14 protein-coding genes are annotated in these 18,215 nt (G+C 63.4%); 7 read left to right on the top strand and 7 right to left on the bottom strand.

Annotated elements, in window-relative coordinates; translation table 11 throughout:
• Positions 1-26: 26 nt before the first annotated feature.
• Together B0G71_RS09365 and B0G71_RS09360 are read left to right on the top strand one after the other, a co-directional pair.
• On the top strand, positions 27-1,376 hold the full coding sequence (locus tag B0G71_RS09365) for an ATP-binding protein (RefSeq protein WP_028196599.1): 1,350 nt from the start codon (positions 27-29) through the stop codon (positions 1,374-1,376).
• A gap of 111 nt (positions 1,377-1,487) precedes the next feature.
• Positions 1,488-2,036, top strand: a complete 549-nt coding sequence (locus tag B0G71_RS09360) for a peroxiredoxin (protein ID WP_116141202.1) — start codon at positions 1,488-1,490, stop codon at positions 2,034-2,036.
• Positions 2,037-2,123: 87 nt separating this feature from the next.
• Here the strand turns inward: B0G71_RS09360 and ispF are convergent, their stop codons facing one another.
• Entirely contained in the window at positions 2,124-2,603 is a 480-nt protein-coding gene (gene ispF, locus B0G71_RS09355) for a 2-C-methyl-D-erythritol 2,4-cyclodiphosphate synthase (RefSeq protein WP_116141200.1), read from the bottom strand.
• A 46-nt stretch (positions 2,604-2,649) separates the two neighbouring features.
• Positions 2,650-3,366 (bottom strand): 2-C-methyl-D-erythritol 4-phosphate cytidylyltransferase, encoded by a 717-nt coding sequence (gene ispD, locus B0G71_RS09350; RefSeq protein ID WP_116141198.1) that lies wholly within the window; start codon positions 3,364-3,366, stop codon positions 2,650-2,652.
• 121 nt (positions 3,367-3,487) lie between these two features.
• On the opposite strand from ispD, the gene mfd reads away from it, so the two are divergent.
• The 4 genes from mfd to mscL all read left to right on the top strand — a co-directional run bounded on the left by mfd (position 3,488) and on the right by mscL (position 10,000).
• Entirely contained in the window at positions 3,488-6,970 is a 3,483-nt protein-coding gene (gene mfd, locus B0G71_RS09345) for a transcription-repair coupling factor (protein WP_116141196.1), read from the top strand.
• A gap of 179 nt (positions 6,971-7,149) precedes the next feature.
• Positions 7,150-8,376, top strand: coding sequence for an acetylornithine deacetylase (argE, locus tag B0G71_RS09340; RefSeq protein ID WP_116141194.1), 1,227 nt, complete (start codon positions 7,150-7,152; stop codon positions 8,374-8,376).
• 54 nt (positions 8,377-8,430) lie between these two features.
• Positions 8,431-9,465, top strand: a complete 1,035-nt coding sequence (locus tag B0G71_RS09335; RefSeq protein ID WP_116141192.1) for a threonine/serine dehydratase — start codon at positions 8,431-8,433, stop codon at positions 9,463-9,465.
• Between the two features lie 88 nt (positions 9,466-9,553).
• A complete protein-coding gene (gene mscL, locus B0G71_RS09330) occupies positions 9,554-10,000 on the top strand; it encodes a large conductance mechanosensitive channel protein MscL (protein WP_106283509.1) in 447 nt (148 codons plus the stop codon).
• Between the two features lie 107 nt (positions 10,001-10,107).
• Here mscL and B0G71_RS09325 read toward each other — a convergent pair whose 3' ends face one another.
• The 3 genes from B0G71_RS09325 to B0G71_RS09315 all read right to left on the bottom strand — a co-directional run bounded on the left by B0G71_RS09325 (position 10,108) and on the right by B0G71_RS09315 (position 14,368).
• Complete coding sequence (locus B0G71_RS09325) at positions 10,108-12,081, bottom strand: response regulator (RefSeq protein WP_116141190.1); 1,974 nt, start codon at positions 12,079-12,081, stop codon at positions 10,108-10,110.
• 81 nt (positions 12,082-12,162) lie between these two features.
• Entirely contained in the window at positions 12,163-12,669 is a 507-nt protein-coding gene (locus tag B0G71_RS09320) for a response regulator (protein WP_116141188.1), read from the bottom strand.
• Positions 12,670-12,748: 79 nt separating this feature from the next.
• Positions 12,749-14,368: an ATP-binding protein gene (locus tag B0G71_RS09315; RefSeq protein ID WP_116141186.1), complete on the bottom strand. Its 1,620-nt coding sequence runs from the start codon at positions 14,366-14,368 to the stop codon at positions 12,749-12,751.
• A gap of 423 nt (positions 14,369-14,791) precedes the next feature.
• Here B0G71_RS09315 and B0G71_RS09310 point away from each other — a divergent pair, with 423 nt between their 5' ends.
• On the top strand, positions 14,792-15,286 hold the full coding sequence (locus B0G71_RS09310; RefSeq protein ID WP_106283513.1) for a hypothetical protein: 495 nt from the start codon (positions 14,792-14,794) through the stop codon (positions 15,284-15,286).
• Positions 15,287-15,425: 139 nt separating this feature from the next.
• Here the strand turns inward: B0G71_RS09310 and B0G71_RS41295 are convergent, their stop codons facing one another.
• The gene (locus tag B0G71_RS41295) at positions 15,426-15,602 is read right to left on the bottom strand and encodes a hypothetical protein (RefSeq protein WP_181916947.1); all 177 of its coding nucleotides are present in this window, start codon (positions 15,600-15,602) and stop codon (positions 15,426-15,428) included.
• The gene (locus tag B0G71_RS09305; RefSeq protein WP_116141184.1) at positions 15,602-18,100 is read right to left on the bottom strand and encodes an AsmA family protein; all 2,499 of its coding nucleotides are present in this window, start codon (positions 18,098-18,100) and stop codon (positions 15,602-15,604) included. Before B0G71_RS09305 ends, B0G71_RS41295 begins: the two co-directional genes overlap by 1 nt.
• Positions 18,101-18,215: the final 115 nt, after the last annotated feature.

The following is an 18,215-nucleotide window of genomic DNA, read 5'->3' as shown; positions in this document are numbered from 1 at the left end:
TTTTTGATTTCTGATAAGAAGGGCCCATGCGGATCGACCGGCGCCTCCTGACGCTCGCGTTCGGCGGCCTTTTCTGGCGGACCTTTCTGTTGATCGCGCTGTTGATCGCAGTCAGTCTCGCCGCGTGGTTCCAGAGCTTCAGGGTGATCGAACGCGAGCCGCGCGCGCAGCGCGTGGCGCTGCAGCTCGTCGCCATCGTCAAGCTCACGCGCACCGCACTCCTTTATTCCGATCCCGACCTGCGGCGCGCGCTGCTGCAGGATCTGGAAAGCAATGAAGGGGTGCGCGTGTATCCGCGCGAAACCACCGACAAGTACAAGCTCCAGCCCGACGAGTCGCTGAACCGGCTGATCGAACACGACATTCGCGGCCGGCTCGGCGACGACACCGTGATTGCCCAGAGCGTGAACGACATCCCCGGCGTCTGGATCAGCTTCAAGATCGACGACGACGACTACTGGGTCGCGCTCGACCGCGATCAGCTCGACAACGCCACCGGTTTGCAATGGGCCGGCTGGGGTGTGTTCGCGCTGGCGCTGTCGCTGTTCGGCGCGGCCTTCATCACGAGTCTCGTGAACCGTCCGTTCGCGCGCCTCGCCATGGCCGCGCGCAAGGTCGGCTCCGGGCAGTCGCCCGAGCCGCTGCCCGAGCGCGGCATGGGCGTGGCCGCGGAAACCAATCGCAGTTTCAACCAGATGGTGCAGGACCTCGAACAGCTCGAGGCCGACCGCGCGCTGATGCTTGCCGGCATCTCGCACGACTTGCGCACCCCGCTCGCGCGTCTGCGGCTCGAAACCGAGATGAGCCCGTCGGACCAGGCCACCAAAGACGCGATGGTCGACGACATCGAGCAGATGGACATGATCATCGGCCGGTTCCTCGATTACGCGCGCCCGGTGCAGCGAGTGCCGGAGCCTGTCGACCTGTCCGTGATCGCGGGCGAGTTGGCCGCGCGCATGCAGAGCGAAGACAGCATGCGCCTGATCACGCGGCTCGCGCCGTCGGCGGTGATCGAGGCCGACGAGACCGACATGCGCCGGGTAGTCGGCAATCTGCTGGAAAACGCGCGCAAATATGGCTTGAGCGACGGCGACGGCATTCCGCACGTGATTCTGGAAACGCGGGTGTCGCACTCGCGGGTCGAACTCTCGGTGGTCGATGAAGGGCCCGGCATTCCGGAAGACCAGCTATCGCTCGTCACACGGCCGTTCTACCGTGTGAATTCGGCGCGCACTCAGGCGAACGGCACGGGCCTGGGCATGGCCATCGTTCAACGCCTCGTGGGCCGTTACCGCGGCGCGCTGCGCTTGCGCAATCGCACGCCTGGACCGGGTCTCGAAGTCACCATCGAATTTCCGCTGGCCAAGGGCGCCTAACGGAACGGGCATCGCCCGGCAGAGGCGAAAGCAGATAACGTGTAACGCGTTCGTTGCGACGAGTTAGTCGCTTCAGACATGCTGTTTTTCGACGCACGAAGGAGCACTCGCATGAAAACGGTCGGCGATAAAGTTGAAGCATTCACCGTCACGGCGGCGAAGCCGGGCTTCAACCTTCATGAAGAGAACGGCATTTCGGCATTCGAAGAGATCACGGAGCAGTCGTTTCCGGGCAAATGGAAGATCATCTACTTCTACCCGAAGGATTTCTCGTGCGTGTGTCCGACGGAGATCGTCGAGTTCGGCAAGCTGGTCAGGGATTTCGAGGAACGTGACGCAGTGTTGATGGGCGGCAGCGTCGACAACGAATTCGTGAAGCTGGCATGGCGCCGCGAGAACAAGGACCTGAACAGGCTAAACCACTATTCCTTCGGCGACGTGAAGGGCGAGTTGATCGATCAGCTCGGCGTGCGTGACCAGGAAGCGGGTGTCGCGCTGCGCGCCACCTTCATCATCGATCCGGACAACACGATCCAGCATGTGTCGGTGAACAATCTGAGCGTGGGCCGCAATCCGGAAGAAGTGCTGCGGATTCTGGACGGCCTGCAAACGGACGAGCTGTGCGCTTGCAACCGCCCAATCGGCGGCGCCACGCTCTGAGTCGTGCCGGTGAAAAGGCCGCTGAGCTTTTGAATGCGCGCGGCGCGACTGGACTGCCGTTGCTGCGCGCGCCCTGTAAAACCTGGCTCAGTTCTTGATCAGCAGAACCGCGGCCTGAGCTTCAATGCCCTCGCCTCGGCCGAGATAGCCGAGCTTTTCGTTGGTCTTGGCTTTGACGTTCACGCGCTCGAGCGGCAGACCGAGATCGGCGGCAATATTGGCCCGCATGCCTTCGATATGCGGCGCCAGCTTCGGCGCCTGCGCCACCACGCTGCTATCCACGTTGGCGATGGAAAATCCCGCCGCTTTCACACGCGCAAAGCATTCACGCAGCAACACGCGGCTGTCCGCGCCGGCAAACTTCGCGTCGGTGTCGGAAAAATGCCGGCCGATATCGCCCATCGCGGCGGCGCCGAAAATGGCGTCGGTAATGGCGTGCAGCAGCACGTCGGCATCCGAATGGCCGAGCAGACCGCGCTCATAAGGAATCGTCACGCCGCCGATAATCAACGGGCGTCCCGGCACCAGCGCATGCACGTCATACCCTTGCCCAATTCTGAAATCCATATGCGTCAAGTCCTCAAGCCCGCTAGTTAAAATTGAAATCGTCCAGTCAGGACGCAGCCGCCGGCCGGCTCAGAATCGCCTCGGCCAGATCGAAGTCTTCCGGATACGTCACCTTGAAGTTGCGCAAGCTGCCCTGCACCAGCTTCGGCGCGTGGCCCAGCCATTCGATCGCGCTCGCTTCGTCGGTCAGGTCGTGACCGTCGGCCTGCGCGAGCAGGATCGCCTCGCGCAGCATGCCGATGCGGAACATCTGCGGCGTCTGCGCCTGCCACAAGCCGTCGCGCGCCTCGGTGCGGGCGATCCGGCCGTCCGAAGACGTCGCGTCGATCCGCTTCAGCGTGTCCGCCACGGGCAAGGCCATGATGCCGCCCACCGGGTCGCCCTTCAGCGCGCCGACCAACGTGCGGATCAGCGCGGGCGTGATGCCGGGGCGGGCCGCGTCGTGCACCAGCACCCAGTCGTCGTCACGCGCGCCGAACTCGACGAGCGCATGCAGACCGTTGAGCACCGACGCCTGGCGCGAGGCCCCGCCGCTGCGGCGCACCGCGAAACGCAAGCCGCCGAAGCGGCGGCCGTCGAAATGAGCGTCGTCCGGAGCGATCACGACGAGGGTTTGCGCAAACTCGCTGCAGGCGTCGAAGGCCGCCAGCGAGTAATGCAACATGTCGCGGCCGGCAACAGTGCGATATTGTTTGGGCATCGCGGCGCCGGAACGGCTGCCGGTGCCAGCGCACGGAATCAGGGCAAATAGACGGGAAGTCACGAGTGCGGATGCCGCGAAGTCAAAGTAAAGGATGGATTTTATAATAGGTCCTTCGCATCCACGCCCCGACGCGCGTAAACTTGCCGGTCACGTGTGAGCCTGAGGCCGCTTTTTCTCTTCTATGCCAGACATCGCCGCATCATCGCAGTACTCCCCGCCCGTCGCGCTCGTCAAGGCCGGCCAGCGTTTCGCCTTCGACGGCACGCACGGCTCGTCCGACGCGCTGCTGATCGCCCGCTACCATCTCGCCTATCGCGAGAAGGTGCCGCTGCTCGCGGTGGTGTGCGAAAGCGCCGTCGATGCGCAGCGTCTTGCGCAGGAAATCGGCTTTTTCGCGCCCGAGGCGCGCGTGCGTCTGCTGCCGGACTGGGAAACGCTCCCTTACGACACCTTTTCGCCGCATCAGGATCTGGTCTCGGAGCGTCTCGCCACGCTGCACGATCTCGGCGAAGGCCGCTGCGATATCCTGCTGGTCCCCGCCACGACGGCGCTGTACCGCATGCCGCCCGCCTCGTTCCTGGCGGCTTACACGTTCTCCTTCTCGCAAGGTCAGCGGCTCGACGAAGCCAGACTCAAGGCGCAGTTGACGCTGGCCGGCTACGAACACGTGAGCCAGGTGGTGCGTCCGGGCGAATACTGCGTGCGCGGCTCGCTGCTCGATCTCTATCCGATGGGCTCGCCCTTGCCCTACCGGATCGACCTGTTCGACGATCAGGTCGACTCGATCCGCGCGTTCGACCCGGACACGCAGCGCAGCCTCTACCCGGTGAAAGACGTGCGCCTGCTGCCCGGCCGCGAATTTCCGTTCGACGAAGCCGCCCGCACCGCCTTCCGCAGCCGCTGGCGCGAGACCTTCGAGGGCGACCCGAGCCGCGCGTCGATCTACAAGGACATCGGCAACGGCGTGCCCTCGGCGGGGATCGAATACTACCTGCCGCTGTTTTTCGAAGACACGGCCACGCTGTTCCATTACCTGCCCGAAGGCGCGCAACTGGCGTTCGTCGGCGATCTCGAAGCGGCGATCCGGCGCTTTACCAACGACACGAAGCAGCGCTACAACTTCCTCTCGCACGACCGCGACCGGCCAATTCTGGAGCCGCAGCGTCTGTTCCTGTCGGACGAGGATTTCTTCACGCTCGCCAAGCCGTTCGCGCGGCTCTCACTGCCTGCGAACGCCGGCGGCGGCTGGTCCACGCCATTGCCGAATCTCGCGATCGACCGTCATGCGGAAGATCCGGTTTCGGCCTTGCGCGCCTATCTCGACACTACGCCGAATCGCGTGCTGTTCGCCACCGAATCGGCGGGCCGGCGCGAAACGCTGTTGCAATTGTTCGCCGACAATCATCTGCGGCCGGTATCGAGCGACAGCTTCCAGGACTGGCTGACGAGCGACGAGCGCTTTTCGTTGGGCGTCGCGCCGCTCGCCAACGGCTTTGCGGTGCCGGTCGACGGCATCGCGATCATCACCGAGACCGAGCTGTATGGTCCGCTCGCGCGTCGCGCGGGGCGCCGCCGTCAGGAACAGGCGAGCAACGTCGATTCGATGGTGCGCGATCTGTCCGAGCTCAAGGTGGGCGATCCGGTCGTGCATTCGCAGCACGGCATCGGCCGCTATATGGGGCTCGTCACCATGGATCTCGGCGAGGGCGAGACCGAGTTCCTGCACCTCGAATACGCGGGCGATAGCAAGTTGTACGTTCCTGTCGCCCAGCTACACGTGATCTCGCGCTACAGCGGCGCCGATCCGGAAAGCGCGCCGCTGCATTCGCTCGGCTCCGGCCAGTGGGAAAAAGCCAAACGCAAGGCCGCGCAACAGATCCGCGATACCGCGGCCGAACTGCTGAATCTCTACGCACGCCGCGCGGCACGTGAAGGCCACGCGTTCGCGCTCGAACCGAAAGACTATGTGAAGTTCGCGGAGAGCTTCGGCTTCGAGGAAACGCCGGACCAGGCCGCGGCGATCGCTGCCGTGATCGGCGACATGACGAGCGGCAAGCCGATGGATCGTCTCGTGTGCGGCGATGTCGGCTTCGGCAAGACCGAAGTGGCATTGCGCGCGGCGTTCATCGCGGTGATGGGCGGCAAACAGGTCGCGCTGCTCTCGCCCACAACGCTGCTCGCCGAGCAGCACACGCAGACTTTCAGCGACCGCTTCTCCGACTGGCCAGTGCGGATCGCCGAACTGTCGCGCTTCAAATCGACCAAGGAAGTCAGCGCGGCAATCCAGCAGATCAACGAAGGCACGGTCGATATCGTGATCGGCACGCACAAGCTGCTCTCGTCCGACGTGCAATTCAAGCGGCTGGGACTCGTGATCATCGACGAGGAACACCGTTTCGGCGTGCGTCAGAAAGAGGCGCTGAAGGCCTTGCGTGCCGAAGTGGACGTGCTCACGCTGACCGCCACGCCGATTCCGCGTACGCTCGGCATGGCGCTCGAAGGCCTGCGCGATTTCTCCGTGATCGCCACCGCGCCGCAGAAGCGCCTCGCGATCAAAACCTTCGTGCGTCGCGAGGAAGACAGCGTGATTCGCGAAGCCATGCTGCGTGAGTTGAAGCGCGGCGGCCAGGTCTACTTCCTGCACAACGAAGTCGAGACGATCGAAAATCGCCGGCAGATGCTCGAAGCGTTGGTGCCTGAAGCGCGCATCGCGGTCGCGCACGGCCAGATGCACGAACGCGAACTCGAACGCGTGATGCGCGACTTCGTCGCGCAGCGCGCCAACGTGTTGTTGTGCACGACGATTATCGAAACCGGCATCGACGTGCCGAGCGCCAATACCATCCTGATTCATCGCGCGGACAAGTTCGGTCTCGCGCAATTGCACCAGTTGCGTGGCCGGGTGGGCCGTTCGCATCACCAGGCGTATTCGTATCTGCTCGTTCACGATCCGCAAGGGCTGACCAAACAGGCGCAACGCCGGCTGGAGGCGATCCAGCAGATGGAGGAACTCGGTTCGGGCTTCTATCTGGCTATGCACGACCTCGAGATTCGCGGCACGGGCGAAGTGCTCGGCGATAAACAATCCGGCGAGATTCACGAGATCGGCTTCCAGCTCTACACCGACATGCTGAACGACGCGGTGAAGGCATTGAAGGAAGGCAAGGAGCCGGACCTCACCGCGCCGCTCGCCGCGACCACCGAGATCAACCTGCATGCGCCGGCGATTCTCCCCGCCGACTATTGCGGCGATGTGCAGGAGCGTCTGTCGCTCTACAAGCGGCTGGCTAATTGCGAGCACAACGATTCGATCGACAGCATTCAGGAAGAACTGATCGACCGCTTCGGCAAGCTGCCGCCGCAAGCGCATGCGCTGGTGGAGACGCATCGTCTGCGGCTGGCGGCCAAACCGCTCGGCATTTCGAAGATCGATGCCGGCGAAGCGGTGATCGGCTTGCAGTTCATCCCCAACCCGCCGATCGACGCGATGCGGATCATCGAGATGGTGCAGAAACACAAGCACATCAAGCTCGCGGGTCAGGACAAGCTGCGTATCGAAACGCGCAGCCCCGATCTGGCGGTGCGTGTCGCCACGGTCAAGGAAACCTTGCGCGCGCTGGGCACGCCGAGCCGCGGCACCGCGGCGAGCGCAGCCGCGCGATGAGTTCGTGCGATATGTGGCAGCGGCAGCGCTAGCGGCAGCGCTAGCGCTAGCGCAGCGTCGAAAACCGGGGTACGTCTAGCGTTTTTCCCATTCATGCTGCGGTGCGCAAACACGCACCGCAGCATACGGGCGTCTTTTTTTTGGGTATGATCGAAAGACTCAAATGCCGGAGTCTTGTCATGTCTCATGTCGCTGAAACAGCGCAGTCCACGCCGCAGTCCACCCCGTCTACGCCCGTTTCGCTCCCGTGGGTCACCCGCCTCGTGTCGATGGACACGGTCAGCCGCAATCCGAATCTCGGTCTGATCGAAACGGTGCGCGACGAATTGCGTGCGGTTGGCGTCGAGGCCACGCTCACGCACGACGCAAGCGGCAAATGGGCCAATCTGTTCGCGACGATTCCCGCGCACAACGGCGAAACGAACGGCGGCGTGGTGCTGTCGGGCCATACCGACGTGGTGCCCGTTGACGGCCAGCAATGGGACAGCGATCCGTTCAAACCGGAAATTCGCGGCGACAAGCTGTACGGCCGCGGCACCTGCGACATGAAAGGTTTCATTGGCGCGGCGCTGACGCTTGTGCCGGAAATGCAGCGCACCAAACTCGCCAAGCCGATTCACCTTGCGCTCTCCTTCGACGAGGAAGTGGGCTGCGCCGGCGCGCCGCTCCTGATCGCCGACCTGATGAAACGCGGCGTGAAGCCGGACGGCTGCATCGTCGGCGAGCCGACCAGCATGCGGCCGATCGTGGCGCACAAAGGCATCAATGCCTACCAGTGCTGCGTGCGCGGCCAGGCGGCGCATTCGTCGCTGACGCCAAAGGGTTTGAACGCGATCGAATACGCCGCGCGGCTGATCTGCTATATCCGCGATATGGCCGATCAATTCCGCGAGCAAGGTCCGTTCGACGAACTGTACGACGTGCCCTTCACCACCGCGCAAACCAGCACGATCGTCGGCGGCAACGCGATCAATACCGTGCCGGCCGAATGCAAGTTCCAGTTCGAGTTCCGCAACCTGCCCACGCTCGATCCCGAACCGATCTTCGCGCGCATCGATCAATATGCACGCGAAACGCTGCTGCCGAAAATGTTGCGCGAGCATCCATCGGCGGCAATCGAGATCACGAAGATCGCCGCGGCGCCGGGGCTCGATTCGTCTGAACAAGCCGCCATCACGCAACTGGTGCGCGCGTTGACCGCCGATCAGGACAAACGCAAGGTGGCCTACGGCACGGAAGCCGGCCTGTTCTCGCTGGCGGGCATTCCGAGCATTGTTTGCGGACCCGGTAACATCGAGCAGGCGCACAAGCCCAACGAATTCGTCGCGCTGGATCAGTTGGTGGCGTGCGAGCGTTTCCTGCACAAATTCATTCACAGCATGTCGGTCGACGCGCACGCGCACTGAAACCGACGCACCTAGAAAGAGTCTTACCCATACCGAGCCACGCACGCCAACACCATGTCCACCGCCACGCCGCAACACACCGACCACACGATCGACGGCGAGCCGATCCCCACGCTCGACGACATCGCCGCACAGCACTTTGCGTTGACGCCGTGGGTGGCGCGAACGCCGGTGTTCGACCGGGCGGACTTTCCGTCGCTCGAAGGCACGGTGGTGAATTTCAAGTTCGAGTTGTTGCAGGCGGGCGGTAGCTTCAAGGCGCGTGGTGCGTTCACCAACCTGCTCGCACTCGACGAAGCACAGCGCAGCGCAGGCGTCACGTGCGTGTCGGGCGGCAATCATGCGGTGGCGGTCGCGTATGCGGCCATGCGCCTCGGCATCAGCGCCAAGGTCGTGCTGTTTCACGCGGCCAATCCAGCGCGCGTGGCGCTGTGCCGGCAATACCGCGCCGAAATCGTGTTCGCGCAGGACATTGCCGAGGCATTTGAACTGGTGCGCCGGATCGAGGCCGAAGAAGGCCGCTATTTCGTGCATCCGTTCAACGGCTATCGCACGGTGCTGGGTTCGGCCACGCTCGGCTACGAGTGGGCCACGCAAACACCGGATCTCGAAGCGGTCATCGTGCCGATCGGCGGCGGCGGCCTCGCGGCGGGTGTGGCAACCGCCATGCGCCTGGCGAATCCGAACGTGCATGTGTATGGCGTGGAACCCGAAGGCGCGGATGTCATGGGCAAGAGTTTCGCCGCCAATCACACAGTCAAGATGCGCCAGATGCACGGCATTGCCGACTCGCTCATGTCGCCGCACACCGAGGAATACAGCTACGAATTGTGCCGGCGGCATATCGATCAGCTCGTCACGGTATCGGATGACCAATTGCGTGCGGCCATGCTGACCTTGTTCGGACAACTGAAGCTCGCCGTCGAGCCGGCCTGCGCCGCGGCGACCGCCGGTTTGCTCGGCCCGTTGCGCGAACAGCTGCAAGGCAAACGCGTGGGCGTACTGTTGTGCGGCACTAATACAGACCCAGTCACATTTGCCGCGCATATAGAACGCGCACGGCATAGCGAGTCACTGTTTCCGCAATAAGAAACAATCCTTGCCGTCCTGGCCAAAAGACTAGCCTATCCTTCTCAGGTTGGTATCATTCGAATATCGACTTCTGGGAGGAACCTCTATGAGCATGGTCAAGGAATTCAAGGAATTTGCCCTCAAGGGCAACGTGATGGATCTGGCAGTCGGTGTGATCATCGGCGGCGCGTTCTCCACCATCGTCAATTCAATTGTTAAAGACCTGATCATGCCGGTTGTCGGGCTCGCCACCGGCGGCCTCGATTTCTCCAATAAGTTCGTTCGCCTCGGTCCCATTCCGCCCACCTTCAAGGGCAGCCCCGAGTCGTATAAAGACTTGCAAACGGCGGGCGTTGCCGTATTCGGTTATGGCTCGTTCATCACCGTGCTGATCAACTTCGTGATTCTCGCGTTCATCATTTTCCTGATGGTCAAGTTCATCAACAATTTGCGTAAGCCGGCCGAAGCCGCGCCGGCGGAACCGCCGCCGACGCCGGAAGACGTGCTGCTGCTGCGTGAAATCCGCGATTCGTTGAAGAACTCACCGCGTTAAATAGTCCGGCGCGTCAGCCGGAGTCAGTCATAAGCAAAAGGCCTGTTGCGATCCCGATCGCAACAGGCCTTTTGCCTTCTCCGCGCCAATGCCGGCGGCCTCGACGCTCACGCGTCCCGCTGCTCCTTCTGAGTCACCGCGACCTCGATCATCGTTTCGAGCTGACTGAAATTGACCGGCTTGGTCAAATGCGAGGTGAAACCGGCGCTCAGGCAGCGACGCACGTCTTCGTCGGTGCCGAAGCCGGTCAATGCGACCGCGGGCGCGTCCGAGTGCTCGCGGAACGCTTTGATGAAGTCGAGACCGGTACCGTCGGGCAATCCTACGTCGCTGACGATCAGATCGAAGGCCTGCGATTGCGTGGCGGCCAACGCGTCGTCGACCCGGCCCACGGTCGTGACTTCATGGCCGAGGCTGCGAATCAGTTGCTCCATGACTTCCGCGGTGTCCACATGGTCTTCGATCAGCAGGATGTTCAGCAGACCGCCCGAATGCACTTCGTCGGGCACCACGACCGGCGAAGTCCCCTGTGGCGCCGCGGCCGTCGGCAAGGTAATCGCGAAGGTCGCGCCGCAGTGCGCGCCCGGGCTTTGCGCGGTCACCGTGCCGCCGTGCACGTCGGTCAACGCCTTCGTGATCGCGAGACCGAGGCCGAGGCCGCCGAACTGCTGTGTCATGTTCTGGTTGCCTTGCTCGAACGCGTTGAAGAGTTTGCCGATCTGGCCCGGCTCGATGCCGATCCCCGTATCTTCGACCGAGATCTGCACGTGCATGCGTTCGTCGCGCGTGCGCACGTAAATATGGCCGCCGTCCGGCGTGAACTTGGCGGCGTTGCGAATCAGGTTCCATAGCATCTGCTGCAGCCGCGCGCGATCGGCCAGCACGTAATGATGCTGCGCGTCTTTATGGACGTGCACGTCCTGCTGCTTGACCTGAATCTCGCTGCGAAACAGTTCGAGCACGCTGTCTATCACGTCGTGCACGTCGACGGTTTCCAGCGACAGCCGCAGCTTGCCGTTCGCCACGCGCGTGAGATCGAGCAGGTCGTCGATCAGACGCGCTTCGAGTTCGACGTTGCGACGGATCATGCGCACGCTCGCTCGCGCCTGATCCGGCAGACCCGGAATCATTTCCAGCACGCTGGCGCCGGCCAGCACCGGCGTGAGCGGCGTGCGCAATTCGTGCGACAGCATGGCCAGAAAGCGGTCTTTGGCGCGATTGGCTTCTTCGGCGGTCTGGCGGGCGGCCTGCTCCGAGGCCAGCAGCCGTTCGCGCTCCTCGGCCGCCTCGCGCTGAGAATGAATGTCCGTGCAACTGCCGAACCATTTGCTGACGTTGCCCTCGGCGTCGCGCATCGCCACCACGCGCAAGTCGAACCAACGATATTCGCCGTCGTTACGGCGAATCCGCAACTCGTGCCGGTAGTCGCCGGCGTTGCCCGACACCGTTTTGAGCCAGCTTCGGCGAATCTCTTCGCGGTCGTCCGGATGCACGGCGTCGAGCCAGGCGAGACCGTACGAACAGCTTTCAGCGACGCCCGTGTAGTCGTACCACTGCTTGGACAGAAAATCGCAGTCGCCCGTGGCGTTGCAGGTCATGACAAGGTGCGGCAACGCCTCCGACAAGGTGCGGTAATGCTGCTCGCGATCGCGCAGCAGCAAGGCTTCGTCCGAGGCGCGCTGCAGGCGCACTTGCGAGAGCACCCGTTCCACGGCTTCGGGCAGGTAATCGAGGTAATCGCCGGATTTCGGCACGACGTCGGACACGCCCGCACGCAGCGCTTCGATGACACGCGATTCGTCGGTAAAGCCGGTCACGAGGATGGCGGGAATCCGCACGCCTTCCGCGCGCAGACGGCGAAAGAAGTCCAGCCCGGTCTCCGGCCCGCTCAGCTGGTAGTCGAGCACCAGCAAGTCGAGGCCGCCTGCCGCGAGCCGTTCACGGGCCGCTTCGACGCCGGCGCAGATCGCGACCCGGCAGCCGGCGCGCTCGAGCGACTTGCGCGCGAGCCGCAGGATGCCTTCGTCGTCATCGACGACCAGCACGTAGGCGGCGGGCGGCGTGGACACTTCTTCGGTCATGCGGAGTCTTCTCTGGCTAGGGTCAACAAGTGGTCTATCTTGTCACGAGCGTCTTTCGGTCGGCTTCATGCGAACCTTCCATCACGGCGCCGCGAGACGATACCCTGAAGGCAGCTTGACCACCTGCAGGAAAAAACCGAGGCGGCGCACGGCTTCGATAAACGCATCGTATTCGACCGGCTTGGTGATGTAGACATTGCAGCCGAGTTCGTAGCAACGCGCGATTTCGCGCGGATCATCGGTCGTGGTCAGGACGATCACCGGCACGGCGGCCGTCTGCGGCGATTCTTTCAGACGCCGCAAGACTTCGAAGCCGTCCACCCGCGGCATTTTCAGATCCAGCAGCACGACGAAATTCATCAAATCTTCCCGCGCGGGGACAGCGCTGTTAGCGGGATCGGCTGGGGAACTCGCGGCGTCGGCCGTTGACGGCGCCGGGCCGAAGAAATAATCGAGCGCCTGCTGGCCGTCGCGAAAGCGCACGAAACCGTTCGAAATGCCGGCACGGCGCAGATTGCGTTCGACCAGCGTGGCGTGGCCGTCGTCGTCTTCGATCAGTACGATGCTGACCGTTTCCCCGTGATTCATATGCTCTCCGTGCTCAACGATGGGTTGATGCCCGCCGCTTGTGATTATCCGCGCCGCCGCCCTCTTTGCCTGCTCAAGTTCAAAGACGCGCGGGCTGTTCCGGCAACACCACGAAAAACGTCGACCCCGCGCCCTCCGCCGACTCGACCCACACCCGGCCTCCATGCCGTTCCACCGTGCGACGCACGACCGCGAGACCGATGCCGTCGCCGTTCGCGGCGTCGCCGTGCAGGCGCTGAAACGCCCGGAACACTTTCGACATATACGCGGCCGGAATGCCGAGGCCGTTGTCGCGCACATAATACGTGCGCATGCGGATCGCGCGCGGCTCGCCCGCCTCGGCCGGTTCGACCGGTTCGGGTTCCAGCGCGCCGACTTCGATGCGCCCGTTGCGCGCCGGGTCGAGATAATTCAGCGCGTTGCCGATCAGATTGCTGAAAATCTGCTCGATCGCGCCGGGGTCGCCCCATGCGGGCGGCAGATCGCGCACGGTCACCACCGCGCCATGCTGCCCGATCGCACCCTGGAGCGCGTCGACCACCCGGCCCACCACGCGCCCGACGCTCACACGCTGCCACTGGTATTCGAGCCGGCCCGCGCGTGAAATACGCAGCAGTGCGTCGATGATCGACGCGGCCCGCGTCACTGCCGTGCGCAAATATTGCAAGGACTCGCGCATCTCGCCATCGAGAATATGCGCCATGCGTCGATGTTCGGCTGGCGGCAATTTTGCCGCCTCGACGATGCTGTCCAGTTCGTCGCACGAGACCTGCAGTTCCTTCGAGAAGCCTTGCAGATTCACCAACGGCGAGCGCAGATCGTGCGACACGCTGTAGATGAACATTTCATTATCTTGCGTCTCCTGACGCAGTTCCTCGTTGACGCCCGCCAGTTCCCGCGCGCGCGCTTCGAGCCGCGTCTTCAGCATGGCCTGCTCGGCTTCCGCCGCACGCAGGCGCGCGCCCGTCTGATGCAGCACGGTGTCGAGCGCGGCAATTTCGTCCTTACCCGACAGCGCCGGCGCCAGCGTGCGCCCGCTGCCCAAACGCTCGGCGTTCTCGGTCAGCACTTCCAGTCGCCGGCCGATGCTGCGCGCAAAGGCCACCGCGGTGGCGGCCCAGATCAGCATCGAGCCCAGCACGGCGCCGATCAGCGCGTATTGCTGACGGTCACGGCGCCGCGCGAGCGCGACCGAGCGTTCAGCGTCGAGCCGCGACGCCTCGTCGCCGAACGCCGCGAGTTCATCGCGAAACACGGCGATCTGCTGTGGCAACGCGCCAGTCTCCAGCGCCGCAAACGACGTCGGACGACGCCCTTCGCGCAGCGCCTGCGAGATCGCGACAGTCTGTGTGCGATACGCGTCGATCGCCCGCTGCATTTTGTGCACGCGCTCGACCTGTGGCGGCGTGCCGGCGACCAGCACCTCGAGATTCGACAGCCGGTCGCCCAGATCGACCCACACGGTATGGCGGTCGATCAGCGAGGCGTCGCCGATCACCATGCCTGTGCGAACCCGTGCCGCCTGGCGCAGCAGCGGATCGACGATGGCCGACGACTGATAGAGAATCTGCTTGCTGTTGGTGACCCACTGCGCGGCCTGCGCTGTTTGCTCCTGGGTATCGAAGACGACCCCAAGAAGCGCCAGCTCGACCGCGCTCGGCACGGCAATCAGCAGCAGACCCTTGGTGAATAGTTTCATGTTCGCCCGAAGGGTCGCAAAGGGTCGCAAAGGGTCGCTCAAGCGGTCGATCAAGCCGCGGCAATGCGCGTGACCGGCCACGCAGCGCCGCGCCGGCGGGACATGCGGTGTGATATCGGCTAGCTCGGTATAGGGCAGCCGGACGGGCCATTATCGACGTGAATTCGAGATATTTCAACGTGCCGGCAAGATGCGCCGCCCCACACAAAAATGACTTTTTTATTGGTATGAGATGATTTTTCGACGCCTCGTGCGTCTATGATGGAAACAGGTGGGCTGGGAAGCGAAAGCGCGCGGCGAGGCGGTTCGGCATGATTCGTGCGGGAGGCGGTGGGGCGGCGTTGTTGTCGAATCACCGTGAATCCGACCTTGTCGTATGCTATAAAAGATCGACGTGCGGCGCGCGAAGCCGGGAGTGGTCGCATGAGGACGCTGCGTTTCTTGCAATTCTTTTTCAGGCGAATTTTTATGTCCTTCCCGAAAAAGCGTAGACGCGCGAAGGTGGACGGCGATGAGTCGTTCCTCGCGGTACTACGGCATTTCAAGCCGTTCGGTCAGCTCGACACCAAGATTGCACGCGCTCGCGCGCAAGACGAGCCGGTCCTTTATGCGCACGTGCTGCCGGGACTCGATGTACTCCTGTGCAGTGTGCGTGGCGCACAACCGCCCTATCCGGCACCCGCCGAGTTACGGCGCCGTTGCATCGAATCCATTACCAATGCGCTGGAGCAGCCGCTCGACGGTCTCGAGAACGGCGGCTACTGGTATGAGGCCGACGGCTTCGGCTTTCTGGTGTTTGCCAGCCGGGCTCGCGCCAGGATCCTGACGGAATTCGGCGCGACTCGCGTCGGCGGTGCGCGTCGCGGGGTGCGTCGTCAGGATGCTGCTGGAGACGCCGCGCCGCGCTCGCTCAGGTAAACCGCTCAGGTAAACCGCTCAGGTAGACCTCAGGTAGACCTTTAGCTTTACGGCTGCGCTTCACGCTCGCAACACCGTCTGTTCACACAGTTCGTCACGCGGTGTTGCGTCATCACCTTTCCTTGATTCGACTTGTCTCTCAGGTGATCCGCCTGCGCGCGCGTGCAACGTGCGCCTTGTCTAGTTTGCTCGTGACGCCGTCGAAATCGTCGAAGTCGTCGCGCCCGGGCGGTACACTGATCAGCCACAAGAGGATCAACGACAGGCCGCCGCCAAAACTCCAGCTCAGCCAATCCGAAGGCAGGATGAAAGGCATCAGCTTCCCTTGTATGTAGCCGCGCTGGCGGGCGACATCACCGCCGGCTTCTTCTTGTCCGTCATAGCCGGCGACGAAGCGCCGCCCGATGATTTGTTGACCGGCGCGCCATCCAGAGAAATCGCCGGCTTGGGCTGCTGCTTTACACCCGGCGGCGGCGCCGTCGGGGCCTGACGAATCTGCGCGAGCATTTGCGTGCACGGTAACGGCTTGTTGTTGCTCGGCGCGAGCAACGGAATCAGCGCGGCGAACGGATTGATCAGGCCGAGGCCGACCGCCGCGCCGCCGCGCAAGGCCAGCGCGGCCGCATTCACGCCGACGTGCGGATCCTTGAAGGTGCCTTTCACGTAGAGCGGCGAGCGCAGCGAGAAAACACGGAAACCCTTGGTATGCGGATGCACGCCGAGGTCCATCGACTCGTCACGCAGATTCACGTTGCCGTCGATGTCGATCACGGCGTCATCCGTATCGAGCGCGAACACACGCGATTCCAGCACGCCGTTGGTCGCGACAAAGTCGGCGGCCGCGCAGTTGATTTTCACGTCGCGATTGCCGAACAGCTTTTCATACACGACGTTCGCCACGTTCAGCCCGGCCGCTTCCATCAGCAGACGGCTCACCGTGCCGTCCGTCACCAGCGCCTTGACTTCGCCGTTCGACGTTGCCGCGAGCGCCGCCGGCGAATTGCCCGTGGCGCTCAACGCGGCGTCGCCATTAATCTCACCCAGCGCGTTCTGCATCGTCTTGAAGTTCGGGAACAACTGCTTGAGCTTCAGATGCCGCGCCGAGGTCGCGAAGCGGCCCTTGAGCGGCGTCGCGCTGCCATCCAGATGAATGTCCGAAGCGAGCGTGCCGCCGGCCACGCCAAACTTCAACGGTTCGAGCGAAAGTACGCCGTCGGTCATCACCACGTGCGTGTACAGATCCGTGATCGGCAGATTCACGTCCTTGACGATGCGCCGGCCGGTGAACTTCACGTCGGCGTCGATCGCCTTCCAGCGGTCGGTGCGGAATTCTTCGACCGGCAGCGCCTTGTTGGACGGCTGCGCCGTCGCGTCGCCGCGCTTGGCCTTGCTGGCGTTCGAATCCGCGCCGATCACCGGCGCCAGATCGGAGAATTGCAGCAGATGCGACACGAGTTCGCCCTGCAGCAGCGGACGCGGTTCACGCGCCGTATAGGTCAGCGAGCCGTTGATATCGCTGCCGCCGACCCGGCCTGTAAAATTTTCATACTTGAAGACGTTCCCCGTGGACTTGAACTGACCAACGAGCCGCCCTTCGGTTGCATAGGGCGGTGTGTCGGGCAGCGTCACGCCAGTCAGCGAATAGAGACGCGCCATGCTGTTGCCTTGCAGCCAGAGGCGCAGATCGAGCGCGGCAAGATGCGCCGGATCGGTGATCGTGCCGACCAGGCCGACATGCAGATCGCCCGCCTTGACATCGGCTTGCACCGGGAACGGCCGGTTCGCGTCCTGCAGCGCGAGCACACCGCCGACCTTGCCGCTGCCCGACACCGGCGTCTTGTTGTAAGTCCCTTTGACGGTCCAGCCGATGGCGTACGGCGGGATTTCCTGCTTCGCACCGGCTTGCGTCTGCGCCTCGCTCGCGCCCGAAGCCGAGGCCGGCGCGGACGCCACGACTGCGCCGCTCGCGCCTGCAACGACTGCCTCGCTCGCGCCTTTCGAGCCGCCCGCGACCAGGCCCGAGGCACCCGTGGCCGCCGTCATACCCGACGCGCTGATATCCGTAGACGACGCGCCGGAGGCAGCCGCCGCGGACGCCGCCGCGGCTTCCGACGCCGCTTGCGCATTCGCCTGCTGAGTCAGCTTGTTCGCACCGGACTTGCCAATGGTTTGCGCCGACGAACTGCGCGACGCCGCTTCCTGCTGCTTCATGGCTTCGCCGATCGGAATCGGCTGGCCGAGCGTGTCGATCGCCATCTGCAGATCGACCTTTTTCTGCTGATCGGACAGTGCGATATTGCCCTTGGCAAAGGCGATATCGTGCAGCTCGAGCTTCCATTCCGAAGGCGCGCTCGACGCCGCCAGCTTGAAGGTCCAGTTGTTGCGGCCGTCGAGCACCCGCTCGAGGTCGACCGAAGGATTCACAAGGTTGATGGTGGGAATGACGATATCGTGCGCGAGCAGCGGTAGCACCTTGACCTGGAAGTCGATCTCGTCGAGCGTGGCGAACTGCGGCTGCTTCGTCCAGTCCGGATTGCCCACGGTGATATTGGCCGCCGAGAAACGCGGCCACGGCACCCAGCCGCGCCAGCCGGTTTCGCCGACCGGATGCCGCCAGCCGACCTTCAGATCGCCGTTGATGGCGAACGGCCTGCCGATCGCTTGCGTGACCTTGTCGTTGATATAAGGCCGTGCCCGGTTCCAGTCGAAGGTCAGAATGAAAATAGTCAGCGCGACAATCAGAATGACGATAATCGCGAACAGCCACGCGATGATTTTTCCGATTCGCCGTCCTGTCGTGCTCGACACTGCCATTGAGAGGCTCCGCTAATTCTTTTACGTTGAGCAACGAGCAGCACGTTGCGTGCCCGATCATCGACCGCCAGCGCCATGCCGCCGGCGCTTTATTAGCGCTTTATCAACGCTTTAT

Origin of the sequence: Paraburkholderia sp. BL27I4N3, assembly GCF_003386115.1 — a bacterium.
In the GTDB taxonomy this organism is placed as follows: Bacteria; Pseudomonadota; Gammaproteobacteria; order Burkholderiales; family Burkholderiaceae; genus Paraburkholderia.
This window is presented reverse-complemented; position numbering and strand designations above follow the sequence as displayed.

Coding starts and splice junctions, on each gene's coding strand:
- B0G71_RS09325 (WP_116141190.1), bottom strand. CDS start 12,081: ATGACCGAAGAAGTGTCCACGCCGCCCGCCGCCTACGTGCTGGTCGTC.
- B0G71_RS09305 (WP_116141184.1), bottom strand. CDS start 18,100: ATGGCAGTGTCGAGCACGACAGGACGGCGAATCGGAAAAATCATCGCG.
- B0G71_RS09315 (WP_116141186.1), bottom strand. CDS start 14,368: ATGAAACTATTCACCAAGGGTCTGCTGCTGATTGCCGTGCCGAGCGCG.
- B0G71_RS09360 (WP_116141202.1), top strand. CDS start 1,488: ATGAAAACGGTCGGCGATAAAGTTGAAGCATTCACCGTCACGGCGGCG.
- B0G71_RS09365 (WP_028196599.1), top strand. CDS start 27: ATGCGGATCGACCGGCGCCTCCTGACGCTCGCGTTCGGCGGCCTTTTC.
- argE (WP_116141194.1), top strand. CDS start 7,150: ATGTCTCATGTCGCTGAAACAGCGCAGTCCACGCCGCAGTCCACCCCG.
- B0G71_RS41295 (WP_181916947.1), bottom strand. CDS start 15,602: ATGCCTTTCATCCTGCCTTCGGATTGGCTGAGCTGGAGTTTTGGCGGC.
- mfd (WP_116141196.1), top strand. CDS start 3,488: ATGCCAGACATCGCCGCATCATCGCAGTACTCCCCGCCCGTCGCGCTC.
- mscL (WP_106283509.1), top strand. CDS start 9,554: ATGAGCATGGTCAAGGAATTCAAGGAATTTGCCCTCAAGGGCAACGTG.
- B0G71_RS09335 (WP_116141192.1), top strand. CDS start 8,431: ATGTCCACCGCCACGCCGCAACACACCGACCACACGATCGACGGCGAG.
- B0G71_RS09310 (WP_106283513.1), top strand. CDS start 14,792: ATGAGGACGCTGCGTTTCTTGCAATTCTTTTTCAGGCGAATTTTTATG.
- ispF (WP_116141200.1), bottom strand. CDS start 2,603: ATGGATTTCAGAATTGGGCAAGGGTATGACGTGCATGCGCTGGTGCCG.
- B0G71_RS09320 (WP_116141188.1), bottom strand. CDS start 12,669: ATGAATCACGGGGAAACGGTCAGCATCGTACTGATCGAAGACGACGAC.